This is a genomic window from Pseudochrobactrum sp. sp1633 (genome assembly GCF_030376605.1).
GTDB lineage: Bacteria > Pseudomonadota > Alphaproteobacteria > Rhizobiales > Rhizobiaceae > Pseudochrobactrum.
In genome coordinates, this window is the sequence record NZ_JARRAE010000005.1 from 206,930 (window position 1) to 220,568 (window position 13,639).

Below are 13,639 nucleotides of genomic sequence, written 5' to 3' on the forward strand. Positions count from 1 at the left end.
ATTCGCAAAAGCACTGCTACCGACAGGCGATCATCGCACGAGCCAAATGGAGTGTCTATGGGCGCCTTCATCGCCGCCGACATTGCCCATTTCAGCAACAATTTTGCAGGCAGACGGGTTTTGGCTGCGATGGAGTTTAAACAAAAAAATACCGCCACGAGCTTCATGCTCATGACGGTATTTTTAAAAGTTGCAGAGATCAATTTTCAGCGTGAAATCTGCGGTATTCAAGCGTCGTGACTTATTCCCACTCGATGGTGCCCGGAGGCTTAGAAGTAATATCATAGACCACGCGGTTGATACCGCGCACTTCATTGATAATACGGGTCGCTGCCTTGGCAAGGAAGTCCATATCGTAGTGGTAGAAGTCAGCGGTCATACCGTCAACTGATGTCACCGCACGCAGCGCACAGACGAATTCGTATGTACGGCCATCGCCCATAACACCAACGGTTTGCACCGGCAGCAGCACAGCGAATGCCTGCCAGATCACATCATAGAGACCGGCTTTGCGAATTTCATCCAGATAGACTGCATCAGCTTCGCGCAGGATTTCCAGCTTTTCACGGGTGATACCGCCCGGGCAACGAATTGCCAGACCAGGACCCGGGAACGGATGGCGACCGATAAAGCTATCCGGCAGACCGAGCTCTTTACCGAGAACGCGCACTTCATCCTTGAAGAGCTCACGCAGCGGCTCCACGAGCTGCATATTCATGCGCTCAGGCAGACCACCAACATTGTGATGCGACTTGATCGTTACCGAAGGACCGCCGGTGAAAGACACACTTTCGATCACATCAGGATAAAGCGTACCCTGTGCGAGGAAATCTGCGCCGCCGAGCTTAGCTGCTTCTTCTTCGAATACTTCGATGAAGAGACGACCAATGGTCTTGCGTTTCACTTCCGGATCAGTTTCACCTTCAAGTGCGCCGATGAAACGACCTTGTGCATTCACCAGAACCAGCGGCAGATTGTAATGTTCTTTGAACATTGCAACAACCTGTGCCGCTTCATCTTTGCGCATCAGGCCGTGATCAACCAGAATACAGGTCAGCTGATCGCCTACTGCTTCATGAATGAGCAGCGCTGCAACGGAAGAGTCCACACCGCCGGAAAGCGCGCAGATAACCTTGCCCTTGCCAACCTGTTTGCGGATCGCTTCAACAGCCTGTCCGCGATAGGCAGACATTGTCCAGTCCGGCTTGATACCGGCAATATTGTGAACGAAGTTCTGCAGGAGCTTCGCACCGTCCGGTGTGTGAACCACTTCCGGATGGAACTGCACTGCATAATATTTGCGTTTTTCATCGGCGATGGCTGCGAATGGTGCATTCGGCGAGGTGCCGATAACCTTAAAGCCTTCCGGCAGCGCAGTAACGCGGTCGCCGTGGCTCATCCACACCTGATGGCGGGTTCCTTTTGCCCAGATACCGGCAAATAGCGCGCTGTCTTCCTGAACTTCAAGAAATGCACGGCCGAATTCACGGTCATGACCGCTTTCAACCTTGCCGCCCAGCTGTTCGCACATGGTCTGCTCGCCATAGCAAATGCCCAGAACCGGAATACCGGTTTCAAACACCGCCTGAGGCGCGCGCGGACTACCGATATCGGTAGTCGAATGCGGGCTGCCGGACAGGATCACAGCTTTAGGATTGATGCGTTTATACGCCTCACCTGCCAGCTGGAACGGTACGATTTCGGAATAGACCCCAGCCTCACGCACACGTCGCGCAATCAGCTGCGTGACCTGGCTGCCAAAGTCGATGATAAGGATAGTATCGGGATGGGTGGTGCTCATGGGCAGCATCTAAAGAATTATGGCGATTGTTGCAAGCCGGAATCGAAACCCGCGACAATAAATTAAGGTACAAAGCAGTGGAGATAAGATCAGTCGCCGGATTTCACCGTCAGCGGCACTGTACGCTCAAGATCGGCCTTGTAAAGACCCGGATCAGGATGACCGGTGGTTTTGACCAAAGTGCTCTGCAACATAGCCGCTTCAAGCAAGCGCACGGCCTGTGCCAGCTTCTCATCAATAATATGCAGATAGCGTGTCCAGTCGGACACCTGTTTAACCGCCTCATCACCATCGGAAATACCACGCAGACCAATCAGCGGTACAGCAAAACGCTGACAAGTGCGCAGAATAGCAAAGCTCTCCATATCCACCATCTCTGCATCAATATCATTATAGGCCGAGCCGGTGACGATATTTGCGCCTGTGGACAAAGAAGCACTGGCAACACCCGGAATATGATATGGCAGCGGGATAATGATCGGGAAATCTGCCGATGGCGTCTGACCTTTGGCATAACCCAAAGCCGAAGCATCCATATCACGGTAGCCAACATTGACCGCCTGATAAATTTCGGTCTGCACCAGCTTGGCAGAACCGGCAGAACCAAGGGAAACCACCAGGTCAGGCAATGCACCGCGCATGGAAAGATCGGCCAGAACCGCAGAAACAACGACAGCCGCTTCAACAGGGCCGATGCCGGTGATCAGCGGCTTGAACATTGCCTGCAAATGCGGGCCGTATTCAGACGGGGACGCCATAACAAACAGCACTTTTTGCCCGCCGAAATCATGCACATATTGCAGCATCGACATTGCATCTTCTGAAGCACCCTGTACCGGCGCGGACATAATCTTGGTCATTCTAACACCTGAGGCCATCAATACAGACTATTGTGGCACACCCTTTTATTCGGACTTGCGCGGAGCTTTGGGATAAATCCGCGCGAGGTTCAAATCAAAAAGCTGTTTACAGAAGAGTTTCCGTAAACAGCGCACTCAGGACAGGTGTTCAGTGGACAACCTAGTCCTGCAAATCTTCACGATCCTTCACCACCATCAGCGTTGCTGTCATAGTGGCTACCAATTTCACTTCAGTCTCACCGACGGCAAATGCCTGTCCGTCGCTGACCATAATCGTACGTCCCTGCTTGGTTACATTCCCACGGAACAGAAAATGGTCACCTTTACCGGGGGCCAGCAAATTGACCTTGAACTCGATGGTCAGCACTGCGGCATCCGCCGGCATCATTGTCAGTGCGGAATAGGCACAGACCGCATCCAGAGCCGTCGACACAATCCCCGCATGCAGAAAACCATGCTGCTGGGTCAGATCGGTGCGAAACGGCAGTTCCACTTCAACCACACCCGGTTCGCAACGTGTTAACTGCGCGCCGATCAGCTTCATCGCCGCCTGACGCGCAAAACTCTGCTCAACCCGTTCTTTGAAATCCGGCTCTGCTATTCTCGGTACTGCCATAATATTCCTCAGCCTTATACTTGGCACACGCACTGAATTATCAGTTTTATGTCGCCTGCATAACAGCCTTCGGCTTTTATTCCAACCACCGGATCAGATACATCAGTCAGCAGACTGACTGCACCAGCGATTAACGGCATGTCCTTATAGACATATGTTTATGTCAGAAACAGGACACCAGAATATTTAAATAGCGCAAACAGAAAAAAATGCCAGCTTTAAAGGCCGAGAAGACTAAAATTTTTCAATATATAGCCTTCATATGGCCTTCCAGCGCCAAAATCACCGCTCTCAGAGGGATTTATGCTGCAATACAGCAATATAAAACCCATCCGTATCCGTGGACAACGGCGAGAAAACAGCGCCGAAATCAGGGTAATAAGGCTGTGCCTGATCTGTAATTCCGCTCCAGAGATCGGCCATCGGCAATGCGGCGTAATCAGGATTTTCGCTTAAGAAACGGGAAACTTGCCGGTTATTTTCCGAGGCGAACAGCGAACAGGTTACATAAACCAGACGACCGCCCGGCTTCACATAATGTTTAGCTGCCTCCAGCACCTCTTGCTGATCGGCAACGCGGCGCTCCAACTGCACATCGGTCAAACGCCATTTGGCATCTGGGCGGCGGCGCCATGTGCCGGAGCCGGTGCAAGGCGCATCGGTCAGCACAATATCCATCAAGCCTTTATAAGGCTCCAGATTTTCCGGCTTATTATGCACTTGCGTATTACGCACACCAGCGCGGCTCAGGCGATCATGGATCGGATTGAGACGGGAGCGCTCGGCATCATAGGCATGGATCTGCCCTTTATTCTGCATAGCAGCGGCCAGAGCCAGCGTTTTGCCACCGGCACCGGCGCAATAATCCATAACCTGCTGGCCAGGTTGTGCGCCAACCAGCTTGGCGGCAAGCTGCGAACCTAAATCCTGCACCTCATACCAGCCATCAAGAAAGGCCTGCTCGGTCTGTACATTCGGATGACGCCCCAGCGCCTTCAAAGGCGGGATGCGCACGGCTTCCGGCAGATAAGGCGCAGCCTCGGCTCCGGCATTTTTCAGACCTTCCAGCGCCGCCAACACCTTGTCGCGATTGGTTTTCAGCGTATTGACCCGCAGATCAACCGGCGGGCGGGTTGCAAGTTCAGCAGCCTGTGCAACCCAATCATCACCAAACAAGGCGGAGAATTCCGGCACCCAGCTCTCGGCAATATCGGCGCGGATATAATCCGGCGCATCGGCCAGATCACGGCTTTCCCATGTTTGCAAGCGCTCTGCTTCAAGCGGCGCCGGTGCGAACTTATCGCCGGTGAGATTAGCTTCCAGCCATTCTGCGCCCATATCGGGTTCACTCAAAACAGACGCATAAACCAGTGAATGCGCGTCATCTGCATTCATACGCCAGCCCAGTGAAAGCTTGCGGCGCAGAACATCATAGACAATATTGCCGATCACAGCACGGTCGCCTGCCCCCGCAAAGCGGTGTGCAGAGCCCCAGTCTTTCAGCGCATCAGAAGCGGCGCGGCTCTGGCGTTCAATATCTTCCAGCACTTCTATCACTGCCTGCAACCGTCCGCCAACCCGCATTCTCATTCCTTTGCCATACTTTAACTACCCCGCATAACCATGCCCGACAGCAAATGGCAACCCAAAACGCACGCGACACAAAAGCTGGAGAGTTATTTAAGCAAGGCATAGCCAGTTGTGTGACACTGATCAATACCGCATTGCACATACACGGAAGCCATATTTATTGCTCCGATAGCAACAACATAAAGACTAAGAATGATGGCACCGATGCGGATCAACGGAAAGGGTTTAACCCGCGCGCCTTCGCGGTATCTGCTCCCGCCCCAGACCATCATCTGCACTGCTGTTGCAGTAATCAATGCCAGTGCAATCAACACCGACCAGACGGGCATATGCAACCCAAAAACTGCGCTACCTATATATTCATGCCCCGGACGGGCATAGATATCGAGCAATGTCTGACGCACAGAAACGATCAACAGAACGATGGCAAACAACAATGAAATGCCGGAATTCCGGAATGTAAGCCCCGTACGAAATTGCAGCATAATACCAAAACATACACCAAGCATTGCTACGCGCTGCAACAGGCATAGCGGACAAGGTAACTCACCATAAGCATATTGAAACACCATCGCCGCGGTCAGAATAACGGCAACGACCAGCATCATTCCAAGCAGATATAGAAAATGAAGTCGTGTCCATTTTTGCTGAATATAAGCCTGCTCATCATTATGCATATTGCTTGCACTCATATCTGATCTCCGGCATGGCATCTGAAACGGGCATGATGGTTGATTATCTAAAATTGCAGCCAAGGCATGCTGTAGCCATATTCAGCACTATGGATTTCCCATAAAAACTCTTTAGCCACCAGGACCAGACATAGAAAAACAAAGCCTATACTCAGTGCACGATACCCAAACCAGCCGAAGCTGAGCGCAAGTGTCATAAAAACAAATATGAGCAGCATCATCTTGCATACCCCCTGATGAATGAAAGTATTGTCTGCACTTTCATCTAAAAGGTCAATCCACATCAAGGTAAAAGAAATGCCGCCGGACACTTAAGTCCGACGGCATTTATTGTTTTACTTAAGTTGGAACGTAATTTTATCAAAAACAGAAATGGCTTCTCTAAAATACGCGGCCCCTTACTCTGCTGCAGTCTGCTTTTCCTCATTGGAAATTGTATTCGCTTCATAACCATGAGCCGCTTTCAGCGCGGCACGGACACCAGCTTCATAATCCGGATGGATCAGCTTGAAGTGGCCAAGCTGACGCTCAATGATAAAGCCCGGCACACCGCCCATCGCCGCAGCAATATTCGAGAACAGACGGCTTTTCTGGCCTGCATCAAACAGGTTGAACAGCGCACGCGGCTGCGAATAATCATCATTGCCGATACGGTGATTGTAACGGTCAGCAGCGCCGGAAATTTTCATCGGTGGCTCTTTTGCCGATGGCTGTTCAACCGGACCGTTGAAAGAGTTCGGCTCGTAATAAGCATCGGAATTACCGGTTGCGATACCGCCGAATGTGTTCATCTGACCATCGCGATGGTAGTGATGCACAGGACATGCAGGCTTGTTCACCGGAATTTGCTCATAATGCGTGCCAAGACGATGGCGATGCGCATCCGCATAGGAGAACACGCGTGCCTGCAACATCTTGTCCGGTGAATAGCCGATACCCGGCACAATATTCGACGGCGAGAAGGCAGCCTGTTCGATTTCCGCAAAATAATTATCAGCGTTACGGTTCAGCTCCATAATACCGATATCCATCACCGGATAATCCGCATGCGGCCAGACTTTGGTCAGATCAAACGGGTTATAAGGTGTTTTATCCGCATCCAATTCAGGCATGATCTGAACCTGCACCTTCCAGCGCGGGAATTCACCCTTGTCGATAGCGCCAAACAGGTCGGCCTGCGTGGATTCACGGGTCTGGCCGACAACTTTTTCGGCTTCCGCATTCGTCCAGTGCTGGTGCCCCTGCATGGTCTTGAAGTGGAATTTCACCCAATAACGCTCACCGGCATCATTCCAGAAGGAATAAGTATGTGAGCCATAACCATTGATGTGGCGTACATCTGTCGGCAGACCACGGTCAGACATCAGGATTGTTACCTGATGCAGACTTTCCGGCGACAATGACCAGAAATCCCACATCGCTGTGGCGGAGCGCATATTGGTTTTCGGATGACGCTTCTGGGTGTGGATGAAATCTGGGAATTTCACCGGGTCACGCACGAAGAAGACCGGCGTATTATTGCCAACCAGATCCCAGTTGCCTTCTTCAGTGTAGAATTTCAACGCAAAACCGCGCACATCGCGCTCGGCATCTGCTGCACCGGCTTCACCGGCAACTGTGGAGAAGCGCGCAATCATCGGGGTCTTTGCACCCGGCTGCAAGGCTTTGGCCTTGGTGTATTTGGAAATATCACCGGTAATGGTCAGCGTACCATGCGCACCCCAGCCCTTGGCATGAACGGCACGCTCCGGAATACGCTCACGATTCTGGTGTGCCAGCTTTTCAATGAGCTGGTAATCGGTCATCAGGACAGGACCGCGCTCGCCTGCAGTCAGGGAATTCTGGTTATCCGGAATCGGTGAACCGGCACTTGTGGTCATAATCGGACGATCGGCCATTTTTAGCTCTCCCTTGTATGATTGGCTCTGTTTTGAACCATTATAAAAAAATCTGCATGACAAGATTATGACGGGCACAGAACCACCCTCAGGCATTCCGCACCAGTCAAAACATGTATTAAATATTCAATTTCAATCGCTTAACGATGTATACCGATCAGGATTGAAATTGCATTCTCATGCTCTTTCTACAGAATAGAACTATTCTAACCATAATTTCCAATTGAATTTCCTATAGTTATTGATAGGATTTTCTTATCATGTTTACAGTCAAGCAAATGCGCTATTTCGATGCGCTCGCCACCCATCTGCATTTTCGCAAAGCCGCAGAAACAGTCTTTGTTTCGCAACCCGCTTTATCCGCACAGATTGCAGAAATGGAAAATCTCGCCGGTAGCCCGCTCTTTGAGCGCGCTAATAAAACGGTTCTGCTCACAGAACTCGGCCACACGCTCTGGCCGCGCATCAAGGTCGTCTTGCAGGAAATCCGTGCACTGGAAGAACTGACCGAGCAGAAAAGCGGTATCCTACAATCACGCCTGCGGCTTGGCATCATCCCAACCATTGCCCCCTATTTGCTGCCCGATCTCATTCAGGCGTTGAAACAGCAATATCCCGCCCTGACGCTGGAACTGCGCGAGGCATTGACCGACAAGCTGCTGGAAGAATTACGCAATGGTGAGTTGGATGCGGTGATTGCGGCTATGCCGGTTCATGATCCCTATCTGACGGGGCAACACTTGTTTGATGATCGGTTTCTGATTGCCACTTCCAGCAATAATAATGATGTGCTGCCCTCACCGCTTACCCAAGGCAATACGGCACTGGAAAAACTCTTGCTGCTTGAGGAAGGGCATTGTCTGCGCGATCAGGCACTTGAGGTCTGCGCTCTGCCGCGCGAGCGCACCTTAGTGAATTTCGGTGCGACCAGCATGGCAACGCTGCTGCAAATGGTCAGCAATGATATGGGACTGACGCTGATACCGGAAATCGCCATCCGTTCAGAGGTGCCGCATAAGCGCATTCGTATTGTACCATTCTCTGACAGCTCGCCAAAACGCCAGATCGGCCTGTTCTGGCGCAAACAAAGCCTGCGTCTTGAGGATTTCACGGCTTTGGCAGAGCTAACCAAAAAAGCAGCTCAACCTTTACTGGTGTCAGACAGCGAAATCTCTGCCTTGCAAAGGCAATAAAAAAGGCCGGTTAAACCGGCCTTTTTGTATTCGTCTTATACACTGCCCGGATAGTTCGGGCTTTCACGGGTGATGGTCACGCCATGCGAATGGCTTTCACGCAGACCCGCATTGGTGATGCGTACAAATGTTGCCTTTTCGCGGAATTCCGGCAGTGTTTTTGCACCGACATAGCCCATCGAAGCACGCAGACCACCGGCCAGCTGATGCAGGATATTGGCAACAGGGCCCTTATAAGCAACCTGACCTTCAATACCTTCCGGCACCAGTTTCAGCTCATCGCGTACTTCCGCCTGGAAGTAACGGTCAGCAGAACCGCGTGCCATCGCACCAACGGAACCCATACCACGATAAGATTTATAAGAACGACCCTGATGCAGATAAACTTCGCCCGGGCTTTCTTCCGTACCAGCCAGCAGCGAACCGGCCATAGCAGCCGATGCACCGGCAGCCAGTGCCTTGGCGAAGTCGCCGGAGAATTTGATACCGCCGTCAGCGATAACCGGAATACCGGCTTTCTGAGCCACTTCAACAGCGCCCATAATAGCGGAAAGCTGCGGAACGCCCACACCGGCAACAATACGGGTGGTGCAGATCGAACCAGGTCCGATACCGACTTTAACCGCATCGGCACCGGCATCAATCAGAGCCTGCGTTGCGCTACCTGTCGCCACGTTACCGGCAAGAATACGAACGCCTGAGGAAAGCTTCTTCATGCGGGTAACCGCATCCAGCACACGCTGCGAATGACCATGCGCCGTATCAACAACCAGCAGATCAACACCGGCTTCGATCAGGCGTTCTGCACGTTCAAAACCATCATCGCCAACGGAAGTCGCAGCAGCGGCACGCAGACGACCCTGCGCATCTTTAGCAGCATTCGGGTTGAGCTGCGACTTTTCCATATCCTTGACAGTGATCAGACCGGTGCAACGCCCCTGCGCATCAACAACCAGCAGTTTTTCAATGCGGTGCTGGTGCAGAAGACGCTTGGCTTCTTCCTGATTAACACTTTCACGTACTGTGACCAGATTTTCACGGGTCATCAGCTCATAGATTTTTTGTGCAGGGTCAGAAGCAAAACGCACATCGCGGTTGGTCAGAATACCGACCAGACGACCTGGACCTTTCACTGCGTTTTCAACAACAGGAATACCAGAAATACCATGCATGCGCATCAGTGCCTGCGCATCGGCCAATGTTGCGTCAGGGCCGATAGTGACAGGGTTTACAACCATGCCGGATTCGAATTTCTTAACGCGCAGAACAGCTTCTGCCTGCAATTCCGGTGTCAGGTTGCGGTGAATAACGCCGATACCGCCAGCCTGCGCCATAGCAATCGCCAAACGGGACTCAGTCACTGTATCCATCGCTGCGGAGAGCAGCGGCAAGTTCAGTTCAATACCTTCAGCAATGGTGGTGCGCAGATCGACCTGACCAGGCATAACCTCGGAATGACCGGGTTGCAGCAGGACATCATCAAAAGTCAGCGCGTAGGCGCCGGTGGATGATTCAACAATTTTCGCCATGGCCAATTCCTTTAAACAGGTAAAACACCCTGTGGGAGCAGAGGGTGCAACGACTCTTATCGTTTCAATTGAATTGGCAGCGGCTGGTAACACGGATATGACTTTTTGAAAAGACTATTCGTAAAAATCGCGTAAATTTTACCAGATATAGCGTGGTAACAACTACTGACAGCTAAAGCGGCGATCAAATTCCTGCCGCCCTTGCGCCGTAAAATAGAGTGCACGCCCCTGCTCGCGACGCAACCATTGCTGCTCCAACATCATGTCCAGCACTGCCGCGCCTAGCGCACCGCCGAGATGATGACGGCGCTCACTCCAATCCAGACAATGCAGACAAAGCGGTCGGCGTTTGCCTTCCAACGGCTTCAATTCAAGGCCGAGTGCGTGGAAAAATTCACGCCCCAGATCTGTCAATTGCAAATCGTCCTGCTCTGTCGCTTGCAGATAATTGCGCGTAGTCAGCCCGTTGAACAGTGTGACACCGGCTTCGCCTGCCAGATGATCGTAGCAAATCCGTGCTTCCCGCAAGGCTGCATCTTTCGGCCCCGTGCGCACCCGCACGGCACCAGTGCGCTGCGCCAGTCCCATCAGGGCTTCAAGCACCTGCGCCACATCTGCACCCGACAGGCGAAAATAGCGATGCCGCCCTTGTTTTTCTGCGGTGAGTAAACCGGCATCGCTTAATTTAGTGAGATGTCCGCTGGCCGTCTGCACGGTGACACCGGCCACGCCTGCCAGCTCACTGACTGTCAAAGCACGACCATCCATCAGCGCCGTGAGGATGTTTGCGCGGGCGGGGTCGCCGATCAATGCGGCAACAGAAGCTATGACGGGACCATCTTTCATAGTTCGATGGTAGCCGAAGCATTAATGCAACTCAATGGGGTATTAGCCTGTTCAGAAACGAACAAGGAGTCTCCCATGATCGCCGTTATTTTTGAAGTCCTCCCTGCAAAAAGGCAGAAAAACATTTATCTGGATATTGCTGCCAGCCTGAAAGAAGAACTGCTAAAGATTGACGGCTTTATCTCCGTTGAGCGCTTTCAAAGCCTGAGCGAGCCGGAGAAAATTCTGTCGCTCTCCTTCTTTCGTGATGAAGAGGCAGTGAAGAGCTGGCGCACCCTTTTTATGCATCGTTCAGCTCAAGCTGCAGGGCGCAACGGTGTTTTTGCCGATTACCGGCTGCGGGTGGCGAGCGTCATACGCGATTACGGATTGAACAGCCGCGAACAGGCACCGCAAGACAGCCGCAGCTTTCATCATGAGCGGGAGCTTGCCTGAACCCAAAATATCAGCCTGCCCATTCACTACACCAGATGTCGCGTCCAGAACGATATCTCACCAAACTTGGAATATGCTCTGCGCAGCATTGCCTTTATTTTCAGCACAGCATTCGCGCATTTTATTCATCTGGTGATTTATCTGGGAGGAAAATCCATGAGCAGTAACCGTGGTGTCGTTTATACGGGTCCGGGGCAGGTTGAAGTGCAGAATATCGCAGATCCGGTTTTTGCCGATCCTACGGGGCGCAAGATCGAACATGCAGTTATCCTCAAAGTCATTACCACCAATATTTGCGGCTCCGATCAGCACATGGTGCGTGGTCGCACCACCGCAGAAGCTGGTCTTGTGCTCGGCCATGAAATCACCGGTGAAGTGATTGAAAAAGGCGCGGATGTTGAAATGCTGGAGATCGGCGATATCGTCTCCGTGCCGTTCAACGTCGCCTGCGGCCGCTGCCGCACCTGCCGTTCTCAGGATACCGGCGTGTGCCTCACCGTTAATCCGTCACGCGCCGGTGGTGCTTATGGCTATGTGGATATGGGAGGCTGGATCGGCGGTCAGGCCAAATATGTCACCATTCCTTATGCCGATTTCAATCTGCTGAAAATTCCGGATCGCGACCGTGCGCTCGCCAAAATCCGCGATCTGACCATGCTGTCCGATATTCTGCCAACCGGCTTCCACGGTGCGGTTAAAGCCGGTGTCGGCGTTGGCTCCATCGTTTATGTGGCCGGTGCTGGCCCTGTCGGTCTGGCGGCTGCGGCCTCTGCCCGTATTCTCGGTGCGGCTGTGGTGATGATCGGTGACTTCAACAAAGAACGCCTTGCCCATGCCAAGAAAGTCGGCTTTGAGCCGGTTGATCTCTCAGCTTCTGACCGTCTCGGTGATCTGATTGCGGATATTACCGGCAGCAATGAAGTGGACAGTGCCATTGATGCTGTGGGCTTTGAAGCACGTGGCCATGCAGGCGGCGAACAACCGGCAATCGTCCTCAATCAGATGATGGAGATCACCCGCGCCGCTGGTAATATCGGCATTCCAGGGCTTTATGTGACCGAAGATCCGGGCGCTGTGGACAAAGCCGCTAAAGTCGGCAGCCTGTCTCTACGCTTTGGTCTTGGCTGGGCAAAAGCACAAAGTTTCCACACTGGTCAGACACCAGTGCTGAAATATAACCGCCAGCTGATGCAGGCCATTCTCTACGACCGGCTGAACATTGCGGAAATCGTCAATGCACAGCTGATCTCGCTGGATGATGCGCCAAAAGGCTATGAAAGCTTCGATCAGGGCGCAGCGAAGAAATTCGTCATCGACCCGCATGGCGATCTGCTGAAATCGGCCTGATAATGATCTGAAATGAAACACCCCCGCATGAACATTCATGCGGGGGTGTTTTTTACTCACGCCTCTTCGAGGCATTGTTGAATTTACGCCTCTTCGAGGCTCTTTCTCCCTATGCCTCTTCGAGGCTGGCACCAAGAAACAACTGCCCGACACGCGGATCAGCCAGCAGCGCATCTGCCTTATCATGCATCCGCGTCTGCCCCTGCTCCAGCACCAGACCATAATCAGACATAGCCAGTGCCGCCTTGGCATTCTGCTCGATCATCAGAATAGTCACACCTTCATCGCGCAGGCGGATAAGCGTGCGGAATGTCTCGCTCACCATTTGCGGTGACAAGCCAATCGACGGCTCATCGATCAGGATCAGTTTCGGATCAAGCAACAGCGCACGGGCAATTTCCAGCTGCTTCTGCTGACCACCGGAGAGTGTAATCGCCTGCTGATTGGCTTTCTCTTTGAGGATCGGGAATTGCTCCATCACCTCATCAATGCGGCGTGCAACCTTGCTCTGATCCGGTGCGGAAATACCGCCGATCTCCAGATTATGCTCCACCGACAGCATCGGAAACAGATTGCGCCCCTGCGGGACATAGCTCACACCATGAGCCAGCATTTTTGCAGGCGCCTGCCCTGTCACATCCTTGCCGTTGAGCAGAACCTGCCCTGAGCGGATATTCAGAAGGCCGAAAATCGCTTTGAATACAGTAGACTTACCCGCCCCGTTAGGGCCGATCACAGTGGTGATCGTGCCTTTATCAATGCGGAAAGACGTACCGTTGAGAATGGTCATTTTGCCGTAACCGCCAAAGACCTCTTTCAGTTCCAGCATGGC

The 13,639-nt window shown here is 52.5% G+C and carries 14 protein-coding genes; 4 read left to right on the top strand and 10 right to left on the bottom strand.

Annotated features, from left to right (window positions below; all coding sequences use genetic code 11):
• The first annotated feature begins 57 nt into the window (after positions 1 to 57).
• Positions 58 to 240 carry a hypothetical protein gene (locus tag P8H26_RS07930; protein WP_289632395.1) on the top strand — a complete coding sequence of 61 codons (183 nt, stop codon included), beginning with the start codon at positions 58 to 60 and terminating at the stop codon, positions 238 to 240.
• Between the two features lies 1 nt (position 241).
• Here P8H26_RS07930 and guaA read toward each other — a convergent pair whose 3' ends face one another.
• The 7 genes from guaA to katA all read right to left on the bottom strand — a co-directional run bounded on the left by guaA (position 242) and on the right by katA (position 7,457).
• Positions 242 to 1,801, bottom strand: coding sequence for a glutamine-hydrolyzing GMP synthase (gene guaA / locus P8H26_RS07935; RefSeq protein ID WP_289632396.1), 1,560 nt, complete (start codon positions 1,799 to 1,801; stop codon positions 242 to 244).
• An 89-nt stretch (positions 1,802 to 1,890) separates the two neighbouring features.
• Entirely contained in the window at positions 1,891 to 2,607 is a 717-nt protein-coding gene (locus P8H26_RS07940) for a 5'-methylthioadenosine/S-adenosylhomocysteine nucleosidase (RefSeq protein WP_289632462.1), read from the bottom strand.
• Positions 2,608 to 2,821: 214 nt separating this feature from the next.
• Positions 2,822 to 3,277 (bottom strand): PaaI family thioesterase, encoded by a 456-nt coding sequence (locus tag P8H26_RS07945; protein ID WP_289632397.1) that lies wholly within the window; start codon positions 3,275 to 3,277, stop codon positions 2,822 to 2,824.
• A 291-nt stretch (positions 3,278 to 3,568) separates the two neighbouring features.
• Entirely contained in the window at positions 3,569 to 4,861 is a 1,293-nt protein-coding gene (locus tag P8H26_RS07950) for an RsmB/NOP family class I SAM-dependent RNA methyltransferase (protein ID WP_289632398.1), read from the bottom strand.
• A 92-nt stretch (positions 4,862 to 4,953) separates the two neighbouring features.
• Positions 4,954 to 5,559, bottom strand: coding sequence for a disulfide bond formation protein B (locus tag P8H26_RS07955; RefSeq protein WP_289632399.1), 606 nt, complete (start codon positions 5,557 to 5,559; stop codon positions 4,954 to 4,956).
• A 47-nt stretch (positions 5,560 to 5,606) separates the two neighbouring features.
• Positions 5,607 to 5,870, bottom strand: coding sequence for a hypothetical protein (locus tag P8H26_RS07960; protein WP_289632473.1), 264 nt, complete (start codon positions 5,868 to 5,870; stop codon positions 5,607 to 5,609).
• 87 nt (positions 5,871 to 5,957) lie between these two features.
• Positions 5,958 to 7,457, bottom strand: a complete 1,500-nt coding sequence (gene katA, locus P8H26_RS07965; protein WP_289632400.1) for a catalase KatA — start codon at positions 7,455 to 7,457, stop codon at positions 5,958 to 5,960.
• Positions 7,458 to 7,717: 260 nt separating this feature from the next.
• Between katA and P8H26_RS07970 the strand changes: the two genes are divergently transcribed.
• Positions 7,718 to 8,650: a hydrogen peroxide-inducible genes activator gene (locus P8H26_RS07970; RefSeq protein ID WP_289632401.1), complete on the top strand. Its 933-nt coding sequence runs from the start codon at positions 7,718 to 7,720 to the stop codon at positions 8,648 to 8,650.
• Between the two features lie 35 nt (positions 8,651 to 8,685).
• On the opposite strand, the gene guaB is transcribed toward P8H26_RS07970, so the two are convergent.
• Entirely contained in the window at positions 8,686 to 10,179 is a 1,494-nt protein-coding gene (gene guaB / locus P8H26_RS07975; protein WP_289632402.1) for an IMP dehydrogenase, read from the bottom strand.
• A 162-nt stretch (positions 10,180 to 10,341) separates the two neighbouring features.
• Complete coding sequence (locus tag P8H26_RS07980) at positions 10,342 to 11,025, bottom strand: helix-turn-helix transcriptional regulator (protein WP_289632403.1); 684 nt, start codon at positions 11,023 to 11,025, stop codon at positions 10,342 to 10,344.
• A gap of 75 nt (positions 11,026 to 11,100) precedes the next feature.
• Between P8H26_RS07980 and P8H26_RS07985 the strand changes: the two genes are divergently transcribed.
• Together P8H26_RS07985 and fdhA are read left to right on the top strand one after the other, a co-directional pair.
• On the top strand, positions 11,101 to 11,460 hold the full coding sequence (locus P8H26_RS07985; protein ID WP_289632463.1) for an antibiotic biosynthesis monooxygenase: 360 nt from the start codon (positions 11,101 to 11,103) through the stop codon (positions 11,458 to 11,460).
• 156 nt (positions 11,461 to 11,616) lie between these two features.
• Positions 11,617 to 12,807 (top strand): formaldehyde dehydrogenase, glutathione-independent, encoded by a 1,191-nt coding sequence (gene fdhA / locus P8H26_RS07990; protein ID WP_289632404.1) that lies wholly within the window; start codon positions 11,617 to 11,619, stop codon positions 12,805 to 12,807.
• Between the two features lie 109 nt (positions 12,808 to 12,916).
• Here the strand turns inward: fdhA and P8H26_RS07995 are convergent, their stop codons facing one another.
• On the bottom strand, positions 12,917 to 13,636 hold the full coding sequence (locus P8H26_RS07995; RefSeq protein ID WP_289632405.1) for an ABC transporter ATP-binding protein: 720 nt from the start codon (positions 13,634 to 13,636) through the stop codon (positions 12,917 to 12,919).
• Between the last annotated feature and the right edge of the window lie 3 nt (positions 13,637 to 13,639).